The sequence below is a fragment of the Exiguobacterium sp. UBA3491 genome, assembly GCF_002377745.1.
In the GTDB taxonomy this organism is placed as follows: domain Bacteria; phylum Bacillota; class Bacilli; order Exiguobacteriales; family Exiguobacteriaceae; genus Exiguobacterium_A.
On record NZ_DFQK01000010.1, the window covers coordinates 60,964 to 78,537 of the forward strand.

General features: G+C 47.7%; 21 protein-coding genes. 18 read left to right on the forward strand and 3 right to left on the reverse strand.

The window, feature by feature from the left end; genetic code table 11:
- Nucleotides 1-34: 34 nt before the first annotated feature.
- On the reverse strand, nucleotides 35-844 hold the full coding sequence (locus B4F99_RS02525) for a Cof-type HAD-IIB family hydrolase (RefSeq protein ID WP_290755100.1): 810 nt from the start codon (nucleotides 842-844) through the stop codon (nucleotides 35-37).
- Between the two features lie 198 nt (nucleotides 845-1,042).
- On the opposite strand from B4F99_RS02525, the gene B4F99_RS02530 reads away from it, so the two are divergent.
- The 15 genes from B4F99_RS02530 (at nucleotide 1,043) to B4F99_RS02600 (ending at nucleotide 13,368) form a co-directional block, all read left to right on the forward strand.
- Nucleotides 1,043-1,237 (forward strand): YjzD family protein, encoded by a 195-nt coding sequence (locus tag B4F99_RS02530; RefSeq protein WP_035409317.1) that lies wholly within the window; start codon nucleotides 1,043-1,045, stop codon nucleotides 1,235-1,237.
- 63 nt (nucleotides 1,238-1,300) lie between these two features.
- Nucleotides 1,301-2,434: a beta-aspartyl-peptidase gene (gene iadA, locus B4F99_RS02535; protein ID WP_290755102.1), complete on the forward strand. Its 1,134-nt coding sequence runs from the start codon at nucleotides 1,301-1,303 to the stop codon at nucleotides 2,432-2,434.
- A 13-nt stretch (nucleotides 2,435-2,447) separates the two neighbouring features.
- The gene (locus B4F99_RS02540) at nucleotides 2,448-2,936 is read left to right on the forward strand and encodes a thioredoxin family protein (RefSeq protein ID WP_290755104.1); all 489 of its coding nucleotides are present in this window, start codon (nucleotides 2,448-2,450) and stop codon (nucleotides 2,934-2,936) included.
- Nucleotides 2,929-3,708 (forward strand): phosphatidylserine decarboxylase, encoded by a 780-nt coding sequence (locus tag B4F99_RS02545; RefSeq protein WP_290755186.1) that lies wholly within the window; start codon nucleotides 2,929-2,931, stop codon nucleotides 3,706-3,708. The genes B4F99_RS02540 and B4F99_RS02545 overlap by 8 nt, the downstream gene beginning before the upstream one ends.
- A 50-nt stretch (nucleotides 3,709-3,758) precedes the next feature.
- Nucleotides 3,759-5,108 (forward strand): ArsB/NhaD family transporter, encoded by a 1,350-nt coding sequence (locus B4F99_RS02550; protein ID WP_290755106.1) that lies wholly within the window; start codon nucleotides 3,759-3,761, stop codon nucleotides 5,106-5,108.
- Between the two features lie 136 nt (nucleotides 5,109-5,244).
- Nucleotides 5,245-5,829: a YqeG family HAD IIIA-type phosphatase gene (locus tag B4F99_RS02555; protein WP_023467420.1), complete on the forward strand. Its 585-nt coding sequence runs from the start codon at nucleotides 5,245-5,247 to the stop codon at nucleotides 5,827-5,829.
- A gap of 143 nt (nucleotides 5,830-5,972) precedes the next feature.
- Nucleotides 5,973-7,082, forward strand: coding sequence for a ribosome biogenesis GTPase YqeH (gene yqeH, locus B4F99_RS02560; RefSeq protein ID WP_023467421.1), 1,110 nt, complete (start codon nucleotides 5,973-5,975; stop codon nucleotides 7,080-7,082).
- A complete protein-coding gene (aroE, locus tag B4F99_RS02565; RefSeq protein ID WP_214854769.1) occupies nucleotides 7,082-7,870 on the forward strand; it encodes a shikimate dehydrogenase in 789 nt (262 codons plus the stop codon). Before yqeH ends, aroE begins: the two co-directional genes overlap by 1 nt.
- Before the next feature lie 2 nt (nucleotides 7,871-7,872).
- The gene (yhbY, locus tag B4F99_RS02570) at nucleotides 7,873-8,166 is read left to right on the forward strand and encodes a ribosome assembly RNA-binding protein YhbY (protein WP_023467424.1); all 294 of its coding nucleotides are present in this window, start codon (nucleotides 7,873-7,875) and stop codon (nucleotides 8,164-8,166) included.
- The gene (nadD, locus tag B4F99_RS02575) at nucleotides 8,163-8,732 is read left to right on the forward strand and encodes a nicotinate-nucleotide adenylyltransferase (protein ID WP_290755109.1); all 570 of its coding nucleotides are present in this window, start codon (nucleotides 8,163-8,165) and stop codon (nucleotides 8,730-8,732) included. Before yhbY ends, nadD begins: the two co-directional genes overlap by 4 nt.
- The gene (gene yqeK, locus B4F99_RS02580) at nucleotides 8,722-9,297 is read left to right on the forward strand and encodes a bis(5'-nucleosyl)-tetraphosphatase (symmetrical) YqeK (protein ID WP_035409306.1); all 576 of its coding nucleotides are present in this window, start codon (nucleotides 8,722-8,724) and stop codon (nucleotides 9,295-9,297) included. The genes nadD and yqeK overlap by 11 nt, the downstream gene beginning before the upstream one ends.
- On the forward strand, nucleotides 9,294-9,641 hold the full coding sequence (rsfS, locus tag B4F99_RS02585) for a ribosome silencing factor (protein ID WP_023467427.1): 348 nt from the start codon (nucleotides 9,294-9,296) through the stop codon (nucleotides 9,639-9,641). The genes yqeK and rsfS overlap by 4 nt, the downstream gene beginning before the upstream one ends.
- Nucleotides 9,641-10,369 carry a class I SAM-dependent DNA methyltransferase gene (locus tag B4F99_RS02590; protein WP_214854775.1) on the forward strand — a complete coding sequence of 243 codons (729 nt, stop codon included), beginning with the start codon at nucleotides 9,641-9,643 and terminating at the stop codon, nucleotides 10,367-10,369. The genes rsfS and B4F99_RS02590 overlap by 1 nt, the downstream gene beginning before the upstream one ends.
- Before the next feature lie 228 nt (nucleotides 10,370-10,597).
- Nucleotides 10,598-11,206, forward strand: a complete 609-nt coding sequence (locus B4F99_RS02595; protein ID WP_290755112.1) for a helix-hairpin-helix domain-containing protein — start codon at nucleotides 10,598-10,600, stop codon at nucleotides 11,204-11,206.
- On the forward strand, nucleotides 11,206-13,368 hold the full coding sequence (locus B4F99_RS02600; protein ID WP_290755114.1) for a DNA internalization-related competence protein ComEC/Rec2: 2,163 nt from the start codon (nucleotides 11,206-11,208) through the stop codon (nucleotides 13,366-13,368). The genes B4F99_RS02595 and B4F99_RS02600 overlap by 1 nt, the downstream gene beginning before the upstream one ends.
- Nucleotides 13,369-13,404: 36 nt before the next feature.
- Here the strand turns inward: B4F99_RS02600 and B4F99_RS02605 are convergent, their stop codons facing one another.
- On the reverse strand, nucleotides 13,405-13,566 hold the full coding sequence (locus B4F99_RS02605; RefSeq protein WP_023467431.1) for a YqzM family protein: 162 nt from the start codon (nucleotides 13,564-13,566) through the stop codon (nucleotides 13,405-13,407).
- Nucleotides 13,567-13,666: 100 nt separating this feature from the next.
- Here B4F99_RS02605 and holA point away from each other — a divergent pair, with 100 nt between their 5' ends.
- Together holA and B4F99_RS02615 are read left to right on the forward strand one after the other, a co-directional pair.
- Nucleotides 13,667-14,668: a DNA polymerase III subunit delta gene (gene holA / locus B4F99_RS02610; protein ID WP_290755115.1), complete on the forward strand. Its 1,002-nt coding sequence runs from the start codon at nucleotides 13,667-13,669 to the stop codon at nucleotides 14,666-14,668.
- A gap of 16 nt (nucleotides 14,669-14,684) precedes the next feature.
- Nucleotides 14,685-15,125, forward strand: coding sequence for a GNAT family N-acetyltransferase (locus B4F99_RS02615; protein ID WP_214854779.1), 441 nt, complete (start codon nucleotides 14,685-14,687; stop codon nucleotides 15,123-15,125).
- Nucleotides 15,126-15,252: 127 nt separating this feature from the next.
- Here B4F99_RS02615 and rpsT read toward each other — a convergent pair whose 3' ends face one another.
- The gene (rpsT, locus tag B4F99_RS02620; protein ID WP_023467434.1) at nucleotides 15,253-15,513 is read right to left on the reverse strand and encodes a 30S ribosomal protein S20; all 261 of its coding nucleotides are present in this window, start codon (nucleotides 15,511-15,513) and stop codon (nucleotides 15,253-15,255) included.
- A gap of 232 nt (nucleotides 15,514-15,745) precedes the next feature.
- On the opposite strand from rpsT, the gene lepA reads away from it, so the two are divergent.
- A complete protein-coding gene (lepA, locus tag B4F99_RS02625; protein WP_214854783.1) occupies nucleotides 15,746-17,569 on the forward strand; it encodes a translation elongation factor 4 in 1,824 nt (607 codons plus the stop codon).
- Nucleotides 17,570-17,574: the final 5 nt, after the last annotated feature.

Genomic DNA, 17,574 nt, shown 5'->3' on the forward strand with positions numbered 1-17,574 from the left:
TCATTCTTTTTTGAGTCAGCCTCTTTATCTGTTTTCATGTGAGTCCAAGTACGTGTCTCAAGTAATACGCGATCCCGTCATCCTCGTTTCGCTTCGTCGTGCCGTTTGCCAGATGTTTCAGCGCAGGGATGGCATTACCCATCGCGACACCATGTCCAGCATATTCGATCATCTCTAAATCATTTTCCTCATCACCAAACGCGACGATCTGTCGGGAATCAATCCCGAGATGATGCGCGATGTGAGCAAGACCGGCCGCCTTACTTGTACCTTTTCGCATCACTTCGACCATGAATTCAGGTTTCACCCATTGACGATTAAGTACTGTCTCAGCATGGACACCAGATAGTTCGGAACGAATCTCATCGACATGTTCTCCTTTAGCATGAATCAAAAGTGACGTTGGTTCGTGAAGAAGTACTTTTCGTAAATCTCCTGTTGTGACAGACAAGGCATGATCGGTATAAAATTCGTAGATACCGACTGGATCGTATTGAAAATAGACATGATCCGTGACTTCACAAACGATATTTTGTGTCTTTGTTTCAGCGACGGATTCCAAAATATGTTGGACGGTCTTGAGTGGAATCGGATGGTGCTGGACTTCAAAATGAACATTCTGCGGGTGATGGACGAGACCACCGTTAAAATTAACGATCGGTGTCGTTAATCCAAGCTGTTCGTAATATTTTCGAGCGTGACGGAACGGTCGTCCTGTCGCAATGACGACTTCGTGACCGTTTGCACGTGCACGTTGAAGCGCAGCGATGTTCGCCACACTGATCGTTTTATCATCCTTTAAAAGGGTGCCGTCGAGATCGACAGCAATTAAGTGACGGGTCATGATGAAATCCTCCGCTTTCTTTTCGTTAATTCTACTGTAGCATATGAAGCGATTGTCCTTCGTATGAAACGAGTAAGTTTTTCAAGGAAAAGAAAGCGCTTGAAAAAATTAGAGAAAAGCTGTTGCTTAGATTAAAAAATGGTATACTACAAATCGTAGGATAACTCTATAGTACGTTATGGAAACGGAGGGGAAATCATGCGTTTTCTCGTTACATTCTTTTGGTCATTCTTACTCGTGAACACAGCCGTGTTCATCGTATCAGCGGTTGATGCAGTATCGTATAGCTTTGGATTCGCGACAGCGATGTCTGTCGTCACTTCACTTGTCGTCTTCGCACTCGATGCCGTCAATGAAGATTTAGGTCTTGGTCAAGGGACTAAGGCAGAATAAGGAAAAGCGAGATATCGTCACTTGGACGATAGGCTCGCTTTTTGTCTTAAGGAGAAATGAGCGATGATCGTCATCGAACAGGTCATGTGGCAACAGATGCCGCAAAATGTCTACATAGCAGGAAATCAGATCATCGGAATCGGTTCCTACACCATAGATGAAGCACTGATTACACACCGAATTGATGGTCGCGGCAAACGGCTAGTTCCTGGTTTCATCGACGGACACTTACATCCAATTGGTGGAGGAGGGGAAGGCGGATTTGCGACACGAACGGCTCCGTTGACTGTTCGTGACATATTCGAAGGCGGTGTCACGACAGTCGTCGGATTGCTCGGAACAGATGGCTGGACGCGAACCGGAATTGATCTACTGGCACACATACGAGGATATGCCGCATTCGGTATTCGTCCCTTTCTCTTGAGCGGAAGTTACATGGTGCCACCCGTCTTCCTGACACATTCGACAGGGCATGATATCGTCCTCATCAATGAAGTGATTGGCATCGGAGAGATTGCCATCAATGATCACCGATCGACACAGCCGACTGCCCATGAACTCGCGCGGTTAGCATCAGAGGCTCGAATCGCCGGCATGGTCAAAGGCGTGTCGGGAACGATGAACGTCCACATCGGAGACGGGAAACAAGGGCTTGATTTATTACATGAAGTGATTGAAACGACTGATATTCCAATAGGGCAATTTCTCCCGACGCACATCAATCGAAGTGAACGGATTTTTGAGGCGGGACTCGCTTGGGCGAAACAGGGCGGACGAATCGATTTCACGACGTGTACGACGGAAAGCTTCATTGCGGAAGGCGAGATTCCAGCAGGACAGGCTGTCGCCCGGGCTGTAGCAGCGGGAATCCCACTCGAGCAGATCACGATGTCGAGCGACGCTGGCGCAAGTCTTCCGGCGTTTGATGATGCAGGTCGATTAGTGCGAATCGATACAGGAAAACCATCTTCCTTGATGCAAGCCGTGCGCGATGCAGTAGAGCGTGGTGTTGCTTTTGATCAGGCAATCTCGACGATCACGCGGCATGTCGCGGATGCATATGGCGTTTCGGGTGGGCGGATAGCGACCGGAGAACGTGCTGATCTGTTACTGATTGATGACGCTTTGCAAATCGATACGATTCTTGCGAATGGTCATGCTATAATGATTCAGAAAAAATGGCTTATACCAGAATGACGGAGGGATAGACGTGTCAAAGAAGTCGAAACGAAAAAACACGAAAAAACCGCAATCCAAGGCGAACTGGATTACAGCGGGAGTCATCGCCTTGATCGTATTGGTTGGAGGATTACTGCTCGTCTTCACGGATCGTGATGATTCCGCATCGAAGAATGGCAATCTAACAGCTACACAAGTCGCAGATAAAGTAAAATCCGGTGACGAATTCTATACGTATTTCTATCAAACGGGATGCGTGCACTGCGAAAAAGTAAAACCATATCTTGTTCCGCTTGGTGAAAAACAAGACATTCCGTTCGAACAGATCGATCTTGCTGTCGAACAGACGGCTTGGGATACGTTTGGCATCGAGGGTACACCGACTGTCGTTCACTTTAAAGACGGTAAGGAAGTCGGACGGGTAGCTGGTGAACAAACAGAAGACAGCTACAAAGAGTTCTTTGCTGGAAAAGAAGTAAAGGATTCAAAAGAAGAATCATCCGGTGATCTCAATGATTAAAAAATGGTTCTACTCTCGCGTGTTCGAGTTAAATGGACACCCGCTTGTTGCCAAACAACTGAAACGTTTTGCGATGAGCCGTATCAGTCGTCCGTTCATCGGTCCGTTCGTTCGGGCATATGATTTGAATATGGCAGAAGCGACTCGGAATTTAGAAGCGTATTCGAGTTTACATGACGTTTTCATTCGTCATGTCAAACCGGAAATGCGACCAATTGATCAATCAGAAGGCGCATTCGTCAGTCCGTGTGACGGTATATTGTCTGTCGTTGACGACTTGACGGCTGATAGCCGCTTTACCGTCAAAGGACAATCGTATACGGTATCCGAGTTACTCGGTTCCCATCATGAAGCACAGCAATATGTCGGGGGACGTGTGATGATCTTTTACTTGAGTCCGCAAAACTACCACCGTGTCCATGTACCGATGGACGGAACGGTCCGGACCAGTTATACGCTCGGTCGGGATTCGGCACCGGTGAATGAGATCGGTCTCACACATGCGCTTCGTCCATTGACACGGAATTATCGTCGCGTGACACGTATCGTCCAAGGAAAACATGCACTTGAACATGTCATGGTCGGCGCACTGAACGTCAACTCGATCGTTCGGACGAACGAGTCGAAGGACCTTCGTCGCGGGGATGAGTTTGGATACTTCTCATTCGGTTCGACGGTCGTCCTGATTTGTCCGAAGGACGCATTGACGTTAGACAGTCAAGCAATCGGACCAGTTTTAATGGGGCAACGCCTCGGACAATGGCATTCATGAAAGCGAGACGCCCGTTTTGGGCGTCTCCTTACGTTTAGGAGGATTGAATCATGCCGGCACTGGCATTAGCAGAAATCGGAAGTACACAGGTCCAAACGTATATCGCACTCATCATTTTTTTAGTGACCTATGGCTTCATCATCAGTGAAAAAGTAAGTCGGGCGATCGTCGCCTTGCTTGGAGCGCTCGCGATGGTCATCGTCGGCATTGTGGATCTCGAGACTGCATTATTTGAATACATCGAGTGGGGAACAATCGTCTTATTAATTGGGATGATGATTCTCGTTACGATTGCCAATCAATCTGGATTATTTGAATATATTGCGATTCGTGCGGCGAAGACAACAAAAGGAGACCCAATCAAAGTGTTGATTCTATTATCCGCATTGACGGCACTTGGATCTGCATTTTTGGATAACGTCACGACAGTCTTATTGATCGTTCCGATCACTTTCTCGATTACAAAGATACTTAAAATCGCGCCGTTTCCGTTCTTGCTCGCCGAAGTATTATTTGCGAACATCGGTGGGACGGCGACCTTGATTGGCGACCCACCGAACATCATGATCGGTGCCGCGAATCCACATTTGACGTTCAATGCCTTTTTGCTGAATCTTGCACCGATCATCCTGATCATTACGGTCGTGACGATCGGCATTCTGTACTTCGTCTTCCGGAAGCAACTGCACGTCGAGGCAGAAGATCGACAAAAATTGATGGAAATCGATGAAAAGAGTTATATTGTCAGTCGAAAACTCGTCACGCGGAGTAGTGTCGTACTCGTTAGTACGATTGCACTCTTCGTGTTGCATCCGATGCTTGATCGAATCGGACTACATCTCGAAGCACCAGCGATCGCAATTCTTGGAGCGACCGTCCTGATGTTGCTAACGATTGAAAACGATCATCAGCTGGAAGGAATCTTTGCGCGTGTTGAATGGACTACGATTTTTTTCTTCGCCGGACTATTTGTACTTGTTGGTGGAATTCAGGAAGCAGGTATCATTCGATATCTTGCGGAGAAGACGATTGATCTGACAGGCGGTGACATTCAGACGACAGCAACTGCTGTTCTTTGGTTGTCCGGTATCGCGAGTGCGACGATCGATAACATTCCGTTCGTTGCGACAATGATCCCGCTCATCAATGATGTCGCTGCTGGGATCGGACTTACACCAGCAGATGCGAAAGTGGATGTTTTATGGTGGTCCCTCGCACTCGGTGCATGTCTCGGTGGTAACGGGACATTGATCGGTGCATCGGCAAACGTCATCGTCGCGGGTCTTGCGACACGACAAGGTGAAAAATTCACCTATATGCGCTTTTTGATTTACGGAGCACCGATCACGATTGTGACGTTGATCCTATCCCAACTCTATTTGTGGATTCGGTATTATTAAGAAAACGGGAGGTTCGCCTTCCGTTTTCTTTTGTGCGTCGCTCTTGCTACCTGATTGTGCTATAATCGAACGATAAGAGCATAACTGTTTCTTAAACTTAACTATAGAGCTAGACCATTATCTGGAGGTTTTATTCTTGTTCAAACGACTTTATCCGAAACATTTCGTGGCTTCGATCTACGATATCGACCTTGAAATGCTCAAACGAAACGGTGTCAAAGCTATTTTGACCGATCTTGATAATACGCTCGTCGCATGGAATATCGCAGATGCTCCAGACGAATTGGTTGCTTGGCTGGATATGGTGAATAATCAATATGGTTTTGACGTCATCATCGTATCGAACAATAACGGAGACCGCGTCAAGAAGTTCGCGGATCCACTCGGACTGCATTATATTGCGCCTGCTCGAAAACCGCTTCCTATCGGGTTTAAACGGGCATTGACGGAATTCGGCTATCACGCGAAAGAAGTCGTCTTCTTAGGAGACCAACTCTTCACGGATGTACTCGGTGCAAACTCCGTTGGAATCGAAGTCATCCACGTTCAACCTGTCGTTAAGACGGACGGTGTCGTCACGAAATTCAATCGCCTGATGGAACGTGTCATTTTCCGCCGGATGAAACGCAAAGGAATCTATAAATTGACACAACGCGTCAAGGAAGATCCTTCTGCACTGGAGCATCCGATCGAAACACTTCGTCAGGATAAGCAACAATAACCCTGTCAGATCGGTAGATGAAAGGGAAGGCAGCAGTCGCAACATGTACGGCGAGAGGTCGGAAGTTACGCTCTTGGAGTAGCGAGCAGGGCGCTACGGTGAAAAGAGAAGGGATATCGTTCCCGCATGCGGCTCAACATAATATGATCGAAGAAATCCACTGCGCTGGTTGTGGTGTCGCCATTCAAACGGAAGACACGAAAGCACCAGGATACGCACCTAAATCCGCACTTGATCGTGAAATGGTCATTTGCCAACGTTGCTTTAAATTAAAGCACTACAATCAAATTCAAGATGTATCGTTATCGGACGATGATTTCGTTAAAATCTTAGACGGAATCGGTCAAAAAGATGCACTTGTCGTTAAAATCGTTGATATCTTCGATTTTAATGGAAGCTGGTTACCGGGATTACATCGGTTCGTCGGTAAAAACGATGTCTTACTCGTCGGGAACAAAGCCGATTTATTACCGAAGTCACTCAACCCGAACCGTCTCATGAACTGGATGCGTCAAGCATCGAAAGAACTTGGATTACGTCCAGTCGACGTTCATCTGATCAGTGCGAAAAAGGGGCACGGAGTCGATGAACTCGCTGAAAAAATCGATTATTATCGAAAAGGCCGCGACGTCTATGTCGTTGGTTGTACAAATGTCGGGAAATCGACACTGATCAACCAAGTCATCAAACGCTTCGGTGAAGAAGATGAAGCCGTCATCACGGTCAGTCACTTCCCAGGAACGACACTCGACTTGATCGACATCCCACTCGACGATAACTGTAACCTGTATGATACACCGGGGATCATTAATCATCACCAGATGGCTCACTATGTTGATGCAAAGGACTTGAAGCTGATTACACCGAAAAAAGAGATCAAGCCACAAGTCTTCCAAATCCATCCGCAACAGACACTCTTCTTCGGAGGTCTTGCACGATTGGACTATATGGAAGGGAACAAGCGTTCATTCGTCATCTACATGTCGAACGAATTGAAAGTTCACCGGACGAAGCTTGAAAAGGCAGACGATTTATACGCGAACCACAACGGTGAGCTGTTGTCTCCGCCAAACGAAAAGACGCGTGAGATGCTACCGCCGCTTGTCCGTCATGAATTCAGCCTCCGCGATAACATGAAGACGGATATCGTCTTCAGTGGACTCGGGTGGGTTGCGGTTCACGGAAAAGGTGGACGTGTCGCTGCTTACGCCCCGAAAGGTGTCGCTGTATCCTTACGTGAGGCGCTCGTCTGATGCGCTTTGCCGTCATCGGTCATCCGATTGCCCATTCACTTTCACCTGAGCTGCATACAGCTTGGCTGGAAGCGGCTGGGCTTTTCGGCTGTTATGACCTTATCGATGTAACGGAGCATGAATTGCCACGAATCATTACAAAATTACGTACACATCAGCTAGATGGAATCAATGTGACGATTCCCCATAAGACAGCAATCATTCCGTTCCTGGATCGGCTGGAGCCGGCAGCTCAAAAAGCGGGCGCCGTCAACACGGTATACTGGAAGAATGGGCAGTTGATTGGTGCGAATACAGATGGAATCGGATTCGTCCGTGCGTTGACAGAACGTCGTCCGTCATTTCAAAAGACACTTGTCCTTGGTGCGGGCGGTGCAGCGCGAGGAATCATTGCTGCGCTACCGGGAGATGTGACGCTCACGAACCGCACAGAAGAACGCTCTAGGGTGGTTGCCGATGAATTCGGAACACACGTTTTGCCATGGCACGAAACATTTGATTTAACGAGTTACGATGTCATCATCAATACGACTTCTGTCGGGATGGCGCCACATGTCGAAGCACGTCCGATCGAATTGACAGAGACGAACGCTTTGATTTGTGATATTATTTATCGACCGACGCCGACCCGTCTATTGCGTGAAGCGACTGAAAAAGGTCTCGACACACTCGACGGCGTCCCGATGTTCGTCTTACAAGCGGCTGAAGCATTTGAACGCTTCACCGGACAAGCACCTGATCTCGCACTCGGCGAGCAGGTGATACGAAAGCAATTGGAGGAGTTTTAATCATGTTAACAGGTAAACAAAAACGTTTTTTACGCGCGACAGCTCACGATCTAAACCCGATTTTCCAAGTCGGTAAAAATGGAGTCGGCGAAGCGATGTGTGCTGATTTGATGGATGCCCTTGAAAAACGGGAACTCTTGAAAGTACAAGTACTACAAAATTGTGCGGACGCACCAAAGGATGTCGCACAAGAACTCGTCGCAGGAACGAATGCTGAACTCGTTCAAGTCATCGGAAAAGTCATCGTTCTCTATAAAGAATCAAAAGAGAACAAGACGCTCGAATTGCCACGATGAAAATCGGACTGATGGGCGGAACGTTCGACCCTCCGCATATCGGTCATCTCCTGATTGCCGAACAAGCGCAGGAACAACTCGAACTTGATGCGGTCTGGTTTTTACCAGCGAATGTACCACCGCATAAACAACGTACTGTCACAGACGCAACTAAGCGTCTCCGTCTTGTAGAAGAAGCAATTGCATTGAACCCTGCCTTCTCTGTCTCTGCGATTGAATTTGAGCGAAAAGAACCTTCCTATACGTATGATACGATTCGTGCACTCAAGCACCGATACCCGGAGCATGAGTTTCTGTTTCTAATCGGCGCAGATTCACTCGTGAGTCTCGATACGTGGTATCAAGCCGAACGGTTATACGAGGAAGTCGTCTTTGGTGCTGTCGCTCGACCGGGCAGTCGGTATCTGATTCCGCGTGGTGCCCGTGTGAAAGCGGTCGATATGCCATTGTTAGAAATTTCTTCGACGGATATCCGGCAACGGGTCGCGAGCGGACGGAGCATTCGCTATCTTGTACCGGAAGCCGTTCGACAACGGATTGAGGAGTGGAATCTATATGCGCCTTGAAGAAGCACGTCAAATCATTGAAAACACATTGCCTGAGCGACGCTATGTGCATACGTTAGGTGTCGTCGAGACGGCACGACACTTGGCTCTTAAATATGGTGTTGACGAAGAAGAAGCAACACTTGCTGCCATGCTCCATGATTATGCAAAATACCGCGATACGAATGAGATGCGTTCGATTGCCGTTGAATTGAATCAACGGATCTTACTCGACTATGATGACGAACTACTTCATGCGCCAGTGGGTGCGGAGCTTGTGCGTCGAGAACTTGGTCTTGATTCAGACGTGATTTATCAAGCCATCGCGAATCATACAACAGGGGCACCTGGTATGCCGTTACTTGATCAAATCATCTTCGTGGCGGATGCGATTGAGCCGAATCGTAGTTATTCGGGTGTCGAAGCACTTCGTGAAGTAGCCGAGCAGGATTTGACGGACGCCGTCATCGCAACACTCAGTCAGACGATTCATTTTTTATGTACGAAACAAGCTATCATCTTTCCGCGAACGATTGAGACCTATAATGCCTTCGTCGCGGCCAAACGAAAGGGGACCGTCCTATGACAGTCGAACAAGAATTACAATTAATCGTAAATGCCATCGACGATAAACGTGCTGAAGATATCGTCGTCCTGAATATGTCGAGCATCTCACCAGTTGCCGACTATTTCGTCATCTGTGAAGGAAATTCAGAAAAACAAGTACAGGCGATCGCGCGTGAACTCAAAGAAGTCGCGCACGAACATAACCTGCCGATCAAACGCCTCGAAGGATTCGATGCGGCACGTTGGGTGTTGGCGGATCTTGAAAACGTCGTTGTTCATGTCTTCCACCGTGACGATCGTGATTACTATAACCTCGAAAAACTATGGGCAGATGCTCCAAAGGTTGAAGTCGAGGTCAACTAATGGCATACGAACAGTTCGCCTACATCTATGATGAATTGATGCAAGACGTCCCTTACGATCAATGGGTTGACTGGGTCAAAGCATACGTTCCGATTGGAAGTACGATTGCTGATATCGGATGTGGAACGGGTACGGCGACGCTTGCATTAGCGGCACACTATGAGATGCTCGGGATCGATTTATCGGAAGAGATGCTCGAAGTCGCACAGGAAAAAGCGATGGAAGAGGGATTGACTATTCAATTCTGGGCGCAAGACATGCGCGAAATCGAATTGCCGACACCTGTCGATGCCGTGACGATCCTATGCGACTCCTTGAATTATCTCCGGACGGAAGAGGATGTCAGACAGACGTTTACACATGTTTCAGGAATCCTCAAAGAGGGTGGACGTCTTTTGTTTGATACACACTCTCCTTACAAGATGGAGACGTTGTTCAATGGAAAGACGTACGCGACACATGCGGAGCAAAGTTCATATATCTGGTTCGCGGATCCTGGTGAAGCACCGCTTTCTGTCGTCCATGAGCTGACTTTCTTCATCGAGGAGGAGGACGGTCGTTATGAGCGTGTCGATGAAACGCATCATCAGCGGACGTATCCTCCAGCACAATACGTAACATGGTTACGCGACGCAGGATTCCGGGTTCTCGCGGTCACTGGCGATTTTGGACCGGATGCTCCTTCTGAGACAGCCGAGCGGATTTTCTTCGTTGCTGAAAAAATGTAAAAGTGATCTCATCCGTCTTCTTTAAGCGATACACGTTCGTGTTGCTTGAAGGAGACGGATTTTTTGTTCGTCAAACAGAGGCTAATTCAAAGTAACGGTATGGATGATATGACCTTCATCCGACATAACATACCGTATCGTGTTGTAAAAGAGTGGTTAGTACGTATTCCTTCGTTTCCTGAAGTCCGTAGCGACCTGTTAGAGTCGTAGGAAAAGGAGGGATTCGTCTTGACCGTTCCACGTTTACAACAGATCGCAGGTCTCGTCGTCGTCCTACTACTCATCATTTTATTGTTCGTACCATTACCCTCTTGTTCGAATGAAGCGATGGTCGATCAACCGTCCTTAACGGATAAACAACAAGAGGCAAAAGCAGAGCCAGCAGAAAAGGATACCTCGATTCGTGACAAACTCATCATGGTCGATGTGAAAGGGGCGGTAGAAGCACCTGGACCCTATCAATTCCACCTCGGTGATCGAGTGAAGGATGCAATCGAAAAAGCAAAGACGACTGCGAAATCTGACATTCGACAAATGAATCTCGCGGCACGCCTCATTGATGGACAGGAAGTCATCGTGCCGGTAAAAAAGACGAAAGATCAGCCGAAACCAACGAAACGCTCAAAAGCAGAGATACCGAAAGGATTGATTGACCTCAATGCGGCAACGGCGGAACAATTGATGGAGGTTCCGGGAATCGGTCCTGCCAAAGCAGAAGCGATCTTGGCCTACCGTGAGGAGAAGGGAGGATTTGCGACGTATGAATCACTCGGCGATGTGAAGGGCTTTGGGGAAAAGACGTTAGAATCGCTTAAATCCTACCTGATCGTCTACTGATGCCACTTCATGCGCTGTTCGTCCTTTTATTCATTGTCGCCATCAAAGAATCGATCTGGTGGTTAGTGTTCCTGATGCTCTTTGCGATCATGAAGTCATGGTCTTTTTCAATCGGTCGTCTTTTCTTCTTGTTCATTCTGAGTTGTCTATTCATCGGAATGGGTCATCTGTCACCTGAACTGCACGACGTCTCGTCTGTTGACATCTTGTCAGGGAAGCGTAATGGAGATCGAATTCGTTATGAGGCAGAGAGTAACGGTCAATCGATTCTATTGACGGCAACGATTGCAGAAGAAGAGACGGGATACGAACGAATCGGGCACTCCTGTCGCATAAATACGGAACCGCTCGATGTCCGCCAACAATCGAATGCGGGAGGGTTTGATGAACAGCAATTCATGCATACACATCGTTACGCTGGAAAGTGGGAAGTCCGTTCATTTGATTCCTGTCATCGGACACCTGGGTATGAGGCAGAAGGAAGACGGGTACGTGAAGTATGGCTAAAACGGATCGAAGAATTGTTACCACAAAAGCAAGCATTCTACGTCGAAGCGCTTGTGTTTGGTGAGGATCGACTAATGGATCAAGTGACGCTCGAACGGTTTAAGAAATTCGGCTTATTACATGCAATCGTCATCTCAGGATCACATATCGCTTTTTTAGTATTTAGTCTGCTGTATGTCTTACGAAAAATCAGAATGACAAAAGAAAAACGACTTGATATCGTTCTGATCTTACTGCCGATTTACGGATGGTTGACGGAGTGGAGTCCTCCAGTCACTCGGGCTGTGCTTGTCGCGATCATTCTGTTGCTCGGTCGTCGTTTCCACAAACCGTTAGATCCGATCGAGGTCATTGCGGGGGTCGCGGCTTTTCAATTAGCGATTCAACCAACTGTCATTTACGATATCGGATTTCAATTGACGGTCGGGCTGACGCTGTTTCTTGTGCTGTCGAGACGACTCATGGGTTCGGTTCGTCGTCCTTGGAACTGGCTGCTGATCAGTGCTTGGGCACAGTTTGGAACCCTCCTCTTTTTACAGGGGATTGAACAGACAACGGTTTCAATTTGGTCGCCATTGTTAAACCTATTGATTGGTAGCTGGATTGAATGGGTGATTCTGCCGGGATCGTTCATTCTTGCGACCCTCCCATTCTTACCGATTCGTTCAACGTTTCAGATCGCGCATCAGTACGCGATTCAATGGATGGATCAAGCGTTACGACTGGCGGAGGATCTGCCGCTAGCAATGGTTGCCGTTCCAGCATTTTCTCCGATCGTCTTGACAATCGTCGTTGTCGGAACAGGAATCGCATGGTTCATTGCTGAGCGGAGATGGTGGGGGCATGCTCTCCCGCTGATTCTTTTACTTACGGCATGGGGCTACACGGAGTGGCGCGTACCTGAACAAATCACGTTTTTAGATGTTGGACAAGGGGATAGTATCGTACTTGAGAAAGCAGGAGAGACGTTCGTCGTAGACACAGGTGGTGTTTATCAACAAACGACGCATCCACTGCTCCGTCCGTTTGATCCGGGTAGTCATATCGTCGCGCCCTTTTTATTCACACGAGGAGAAGCAGAAATCGACGGTCTCATCGTGACGCATGCTGATCATGATCACGTCGGTGGACTGCTAGGATTACTGCGTCAAGTTCGCGTGAAAACCATTTATTTAGGGGCGTATGACAACACGGATGAGAAGCGAAACGCTTTGATTCGTTCGATCGAAGCAACTGGGACACGTGTCGAGTTCGTACAAAAGGGGCAAACGATTCGTCCTTGGTTGCAAGTGCTTGCACCGACTGAACGAAAAGAAGAAGAGAACGATCGGTCTATCATATTACTTGCGCAGATCGCCAAGCAACGTGTTTTACTGACGGGTGACGCTGGACTAGCAATCGAGGACGAGTTAACGATTGGTCCAATCGATATTCTAAAAGCAGGACATCATGGTTCGAACACATCGACCGGTGAAGAACTCTTGCAAAAGACGAATCCGAAGATTGTCATCTTGTCAGTCGGGCGAAAAAATCGATACGGGCATCCGCATCCGGACGTCCTCGAACGAATCGGAACAAATCGGATCGTCTTTCGAACGGATGAGGATGGGAGTGTAACTTGTTCTTCAGCGGGCTGTGAACCTATGATAAAATAAAAAAACAGCAACCCCCCAAGGTTGCTGTTTTACTGATTATAGACTTAAGAACTTAATTGCGACACCGATGATGAACAAGACTGCGAAGAAGCCGAATGATGCACCAAAACCAACGGCAGAGTCGAGCGCATCGTTGCGTTTTGATTGAATATCGTTCTCGAACGCGTTTTCACTTGGTGGGCGTACTGAATGTGCCATGCTGCATTCCCCCTTAATAGATTCCGCTTCTAGTATAGCGGAATAAAAGAGGATTATCTATGATGAAGTTAAGAACAAACTGTGAAATGTGGTGGGAATGATGAAAACTCCTTGGCTCGTCAACGGAAAATTAACGAATTTATACTTATTATATGGAACAGAACGACACTTGTTAGAAGAATGGGAACGTGAAATCGTGAAAGCGGCTCTGCCAGACGGAGAACGCTTTGATTATATGAAAATCGATTTGAACGACCAACCGCTTGATGCAGTACTCGATGAAGCGGAAACGGTACCCTTTTTAAGCGACTACCGTGTCGTCGTTGCAAAACCGGCAACGTTTCTGACAGGAGCGAAAGATAAAAAACAACATAACCTCGAACGGTTAGCAGATTATATCCTACAACCGGCAGACTACGCGGTCGTTGTCTTGATCGTCGAAGCAGAAAAGCTCGATGAACGAAAAACCGTCGTCAAACGATTGAAGGAGCGCGCGACGTTACTAGAGGCAAAAAAACCGACGACCGAAGAGTTGTTCCGCTTCGTTCTGGATGCTGTTAACGACAAAGGATATCGGATGGAACGTCCGGCAATCGAGCGACTCATTTTCTTGACTGCTGAGATGTGGGGGACATTAGCGCACGAACTGGAGAAGTTGATGTTGTTCGCAGGAGATCGCCCGACGATCGAAATCGAGGATGTCGATTTGTTGGTTCCGCGGACATTAGAGGACAACGTCTTTCAATTAACGGACTACTTGATGAAGCGTCAACTCGAACCGGCAATCCGCTTGATTCGCGACCTAGAAAAACAAGGACAGGAAGTGTTGGCACTTCTTGGACTGATGGCACGCCAATACCGGATGATGCTGTTATCGAAACGATTAGCAGAACAAGGGTACGGAGAACGACAAATCGCATCAAAAGTCGGAGCTCATCCCTATGCGATCAAATTGGCATTACAGTCTGCGAAGCGGTTTACGTTTGCGCAGCTCGAGCAAGCACTCATCGCCATCACGACGACGGATGAAGGCATGAAGACGGGGCGCGGTGATAAGAAGATTTTATTTGATGCGTTGATCGTTCGCTTAGCGACGTTATAAGAGGAGGAAATCAAACATGAAAGTCCAGCTCATTACAGCAGAAGAAGTCATCCCATTACGGCATGAAGTGTTGCGTCCGCATCAACCACGTGAAGCGTGTGTTTATCCAGACGATGCGCGTGCCTCGACGTTTCATCTCGGCGGGATAAAAGCACAACAAATCGTCGCGATCGGTAGTTTCTCGGAACAATCACATGCACAAGCGCCAGGAGCGACATACCAGCTGCGTGGAATGGCGTCGAGTGAACAAGTGCGTGGTGAAGGGTATGGTCGGGCGCTGATTGAAGAAGCCCGTCGTCTCTTGGAAGAACGACAAGTGACAGCTTGGTGGTGTAACGCCCGCATTACGGCACTTCCTTTTTATGAGCGTCTTGGACTAGAGCGCGTCGGAGAGCCTTTCATGATTGAAGGAATCGGTCTTCACTATGTCATGATCGACCGTCTAAACGACAAATAGGACAACAAATGGCGGACGAAGGAATCGTTTCACACGAGTCCTTCGTCCGCCATTTCACATCATATAAAAAAATCGCCACTGGAGATACCTCCTAGTGGCGACCCATCACCGTATTCTTCGGAAAGAATTAAAGTGCGTTTACGAGTTTAGCGAGACGTGATTTGTCACGACCAGCTTTGTTGCTGTGGATGAGACCTTTAGCAGCAGCTTTGTCGATTTTTTTAGAAGCTGTAGCGAAAGCAAGGACCGCTTGGTCTTTGTTACCTTCAGCTGCGAAAGTTTCGACTGCTTTAATCGCTGAACGCATTGCCGATTTACGTTGTACGTTAGCGACGCGGCGTTTTTCAGCTGTTTTAACGCGTTTGATTGCTGATTTAATGTTAGCCATGGATGATTCACCTCCAATAAAACTCATTCGAGATTTATATTCGCATATCTGCAGTTATCGTTCAACAGAACAAACACAATTGTAGCAAACGTTTTTCTTAAAAGCAATACGACGTCTAGGGAATCTTCACATTTTGTTTTTCGGGTAAAGCAAAACGAGATAGTACAGTGAAGCGCTTTTTGGTATAATGAACCGTATGTACGTTTGAAAATAAGGTAAGGTGACTCTAAACATGACGAATGAAGACCGTTTAAAGCGGCAGAAGAGTATTCGTAACTTCTCGATCATTGCCCATATCGATCACGGGAAGTCGACACTCGCTGACCGGATTTTAGAAAAAACTGGCGCGCTGACATCGCGTGAAATGAAAGATCAGACACTTGATGCCATGGAGCTCGAACGTGAGCGTGGCATCACGATTAAACTGAATGCTGTTCAATTGAAGTATACAGCAAAAGACGGGGAAGATTACATTCTTCACCTCATCGATACACCGGGACACGTCGACTTCACATATGAAGTCTCACGTTCACTTGCAGCTTGTGAAGGAGCTGTCCTCGTCGTCGATGCGGCGCAAGGCATCGAAGCGCAGACGCTTGCGAATGTTTACTTAGCACTCGACAACGATCTCGAAATCCTTCCGATCATCAACAAAATCGATTTACCTTCTGCGGATGTCGAACGCGTCCGTCAAGAAATCGAAGATGTCATCGGGCTTGATGCGTCTGAAGCCGTTCCGACTTCTGCGAAGGCAGGGATCGGCATTGAAGAAATTCTCGAACAAATCGTCGAGAAAGTACCAGCGCCGACGGGTGATCCGTCTGCACCACTCGAAGCATTGATCTTTGACTCCTATTATGACGCTTACCGTGGTGTCGTAGCATCGATTCGAATCGTCAACGGAACAGTTAAGGTCGGCGACAAGATTCGGATGATGTCGACAGGTAAGGACTTTGAGGTTCTGGAGCTTGCCGTTGCGACACCAAAACCATTACGTCAGCAAGAATTGACAGTCGGTGATGTTGGGACGTTGTCTGCTTCGATCAAAACGGTCGGCGACGTACGTGTCGGGGATACGATTACGCTCGCGAAACAGCCAGCTACTGAAGCACTGCCAGGATACCGGAAGATGAATCCAATGGTATACTGTGGACTCTATCCAATCGATGCTGCGAAATACAATGATTTACGAGAAGCACTTGAAAAACTACAACTCAGTGACGCAGCGCTCGAATTCGAACCAGAGACATCACAAGCGCTCGGATTCGGATTCCGTTGTGGATTCCTCGGGATGCTCCACATGGAAATCATTCAGGAGCGGATCGAACGTGAGTTCAACATCGATATGATCACGACGGCACCGTCCGTTATCTACCACGTGACGACGACAGCAGGTGAAGTCTTGCATGTCGATAACCCATCGAAGATGCCGGATCAGCAAAAAGTCGAATTCATTGAAGAACCATTCGTCAAGGCTGCCGTCATGACACCGAATGATTACGTCGGTGCGATCATGGAGTTGTGTCAGAAGAAGCGTGGAACATTCGTCGATATGCAATATATCGATACGACACGCGTCAAAATCACGTATGAATTGCCGTTGTCTGAGATCGTCTACGATTTCTTTGATCAGTTGAAATCGAGTACAAAAGGATATGCGTCACTTGATTATGAATTGATTGGCTACCAACAGTCGCGTCTCGTCAAGATGGATATCCTTCTTAATAACGAAAACGTCGATGCGCTTAGCTTCATCGTTCACCGTGACTTCGCGTACGAACGTGGAAAGGTCATCGTTGATAAGCTGAAGGAATTGATTCCGCGGATGCAGTTCGAAGTGCCGATTCAGGCAGCAGTCGGAACGAAGATCGTCGCGCGTTCGACGATCAAAGCATTACGTAAGAACGTTCTCGCAAAATGTTACGGGGGAGACATCTCTCGGAAACGGAAGTTGCTCGAGAAGCAAAAAGAAGGTAAGAAACGCATGAAGATGGTAGGCTCAGTAGAGGTACCGCAAGAAGCCTTCATGTCCGTTCTATCCATGGACGAAGATTAAACAGG

Excerpts from the sequence above, each read along its gene's own strand:
- B4F99_RS02525 (WP_290755100.1), bottom strand. The coding sequence starts at position 844 with ATGACCCGTCACTTAATTGCTGTCGATCTCGACGGCACCCTTTTAAAG.
- B4F99_RS02530 (WP_035409317.1), top strand. The coding sequence starts at position 1,043 with ATGCGTTTTCTCGTTACATTCTTTTGGTCATTCTTACTCGTGAACACA.
- iadA (WP_290755102.1), top strand. The coding sequence starts at position 1,301 with ATGATCGTCATCGAACAGGTCATGTGGCAACAGATGCCGCAAAATGTC.
- B4F99_RS02545 (WP_290755186.1), top strand. The coding sequence starts at position 2,929 with ATGATTAAAAAATGGTTCTACTCTCGCGTGTTCGAGTTAAATGGACAC.
- B4F99_RS02550 (WP_290755106.1), top strand. The coding sequence starts at position 3,759 with ATGCCGGCACTGGCATTAGCAGAAATCGGAAGTACACAGGTCCAAACG.
- yqeH (WP_023467421.1), top strand. The coding sequence starts at position 5,973 with ATGATCGAAGAAATCCACTGCGCTGGTTGTGGTGTCGCCATTCAAACG.
- aroE (WP_214854769.1), top strand. The coding sequence starts at position 7,082 with ATGCGCTTTGCCGTCATCGGTCATCCGATTGCCCATTCACTTTCACCT.
- yhbY (WP_023467424.1), top strand. The coding sequence starts at position 7,873 with ATGTTAACAGGTAAACAAAAACGTTTTTTACGCGCGACAGCTCACGAT.
- nadD (WP_290755109.1), top strand. The coding sequence starts at position 8,163 with ATGAAAATCGGACTGATGGGCGGAACGTTCGACCCTCCGCATATCGGT.
- yqeK (WP_035409306.1), top strand. The coding sequence starts at position 8,722 with ATGCGCCTTGAAGAAGCACGTCAAATCATTGAAAACACATTGCCTGAG.
- rsfS (WP_023467427.1), top strand. The coding sequence starts at position 9,294 with ATGACAGTCGAACAAGAATTACAATTAATCGTAAATGCCATCGACGAT.
- B4F99_RS02590 (WP_214854775.1), top strand. The coding sequence starts at position 9,641 with ATGGCATACGAACAGTTCGCCTACATCTATGATGAATTGATGCAAGAC.
- B4F99_RS02600 (WP_290755114.1), top strand. The coding sequence starts at position 11,206 with ATGCCACTTCATGCGCTGTTCGTCCTTTTATTCATTGTCGCCATCAAA.
- B4F99_RS02605 (WP_023467431.1), bottom strand. The coding sequence starts at position 13,566 with ATGGCACATTCAGTACGCCCACCAAGTGAAAACGCGTTCGAGAACGAT.
- holA (WP_290755115.1), top strand. The coding sequence starts at position 13,667 with ATGAAAACTCCTTGGCTCGTCAACGGAAAATTAACGAATTTATACTTA.
- B4F99_RS02615 (WP_214854779.1), top strand. The coding sequence starts at position 14,685 with ATGAAAGTCCAGCTCATTACAGCAGAAGAAGTCATCCCATTACGGCAT.
- rpsT (WP_023467434.1), bottom strand. The coding sequence starts at position 15,513 with ATGGCTAACATTAAATCAGCAATCAAACGCGTTAAAACAGCTGAAAAA.
- lepA (WP_214854783.1), top strand. The coding sequence starts at position 15,746 with ATGACGAATGAAGACCGTTTAAAGCGGCAGAAGAGTATTCGTAACTTC.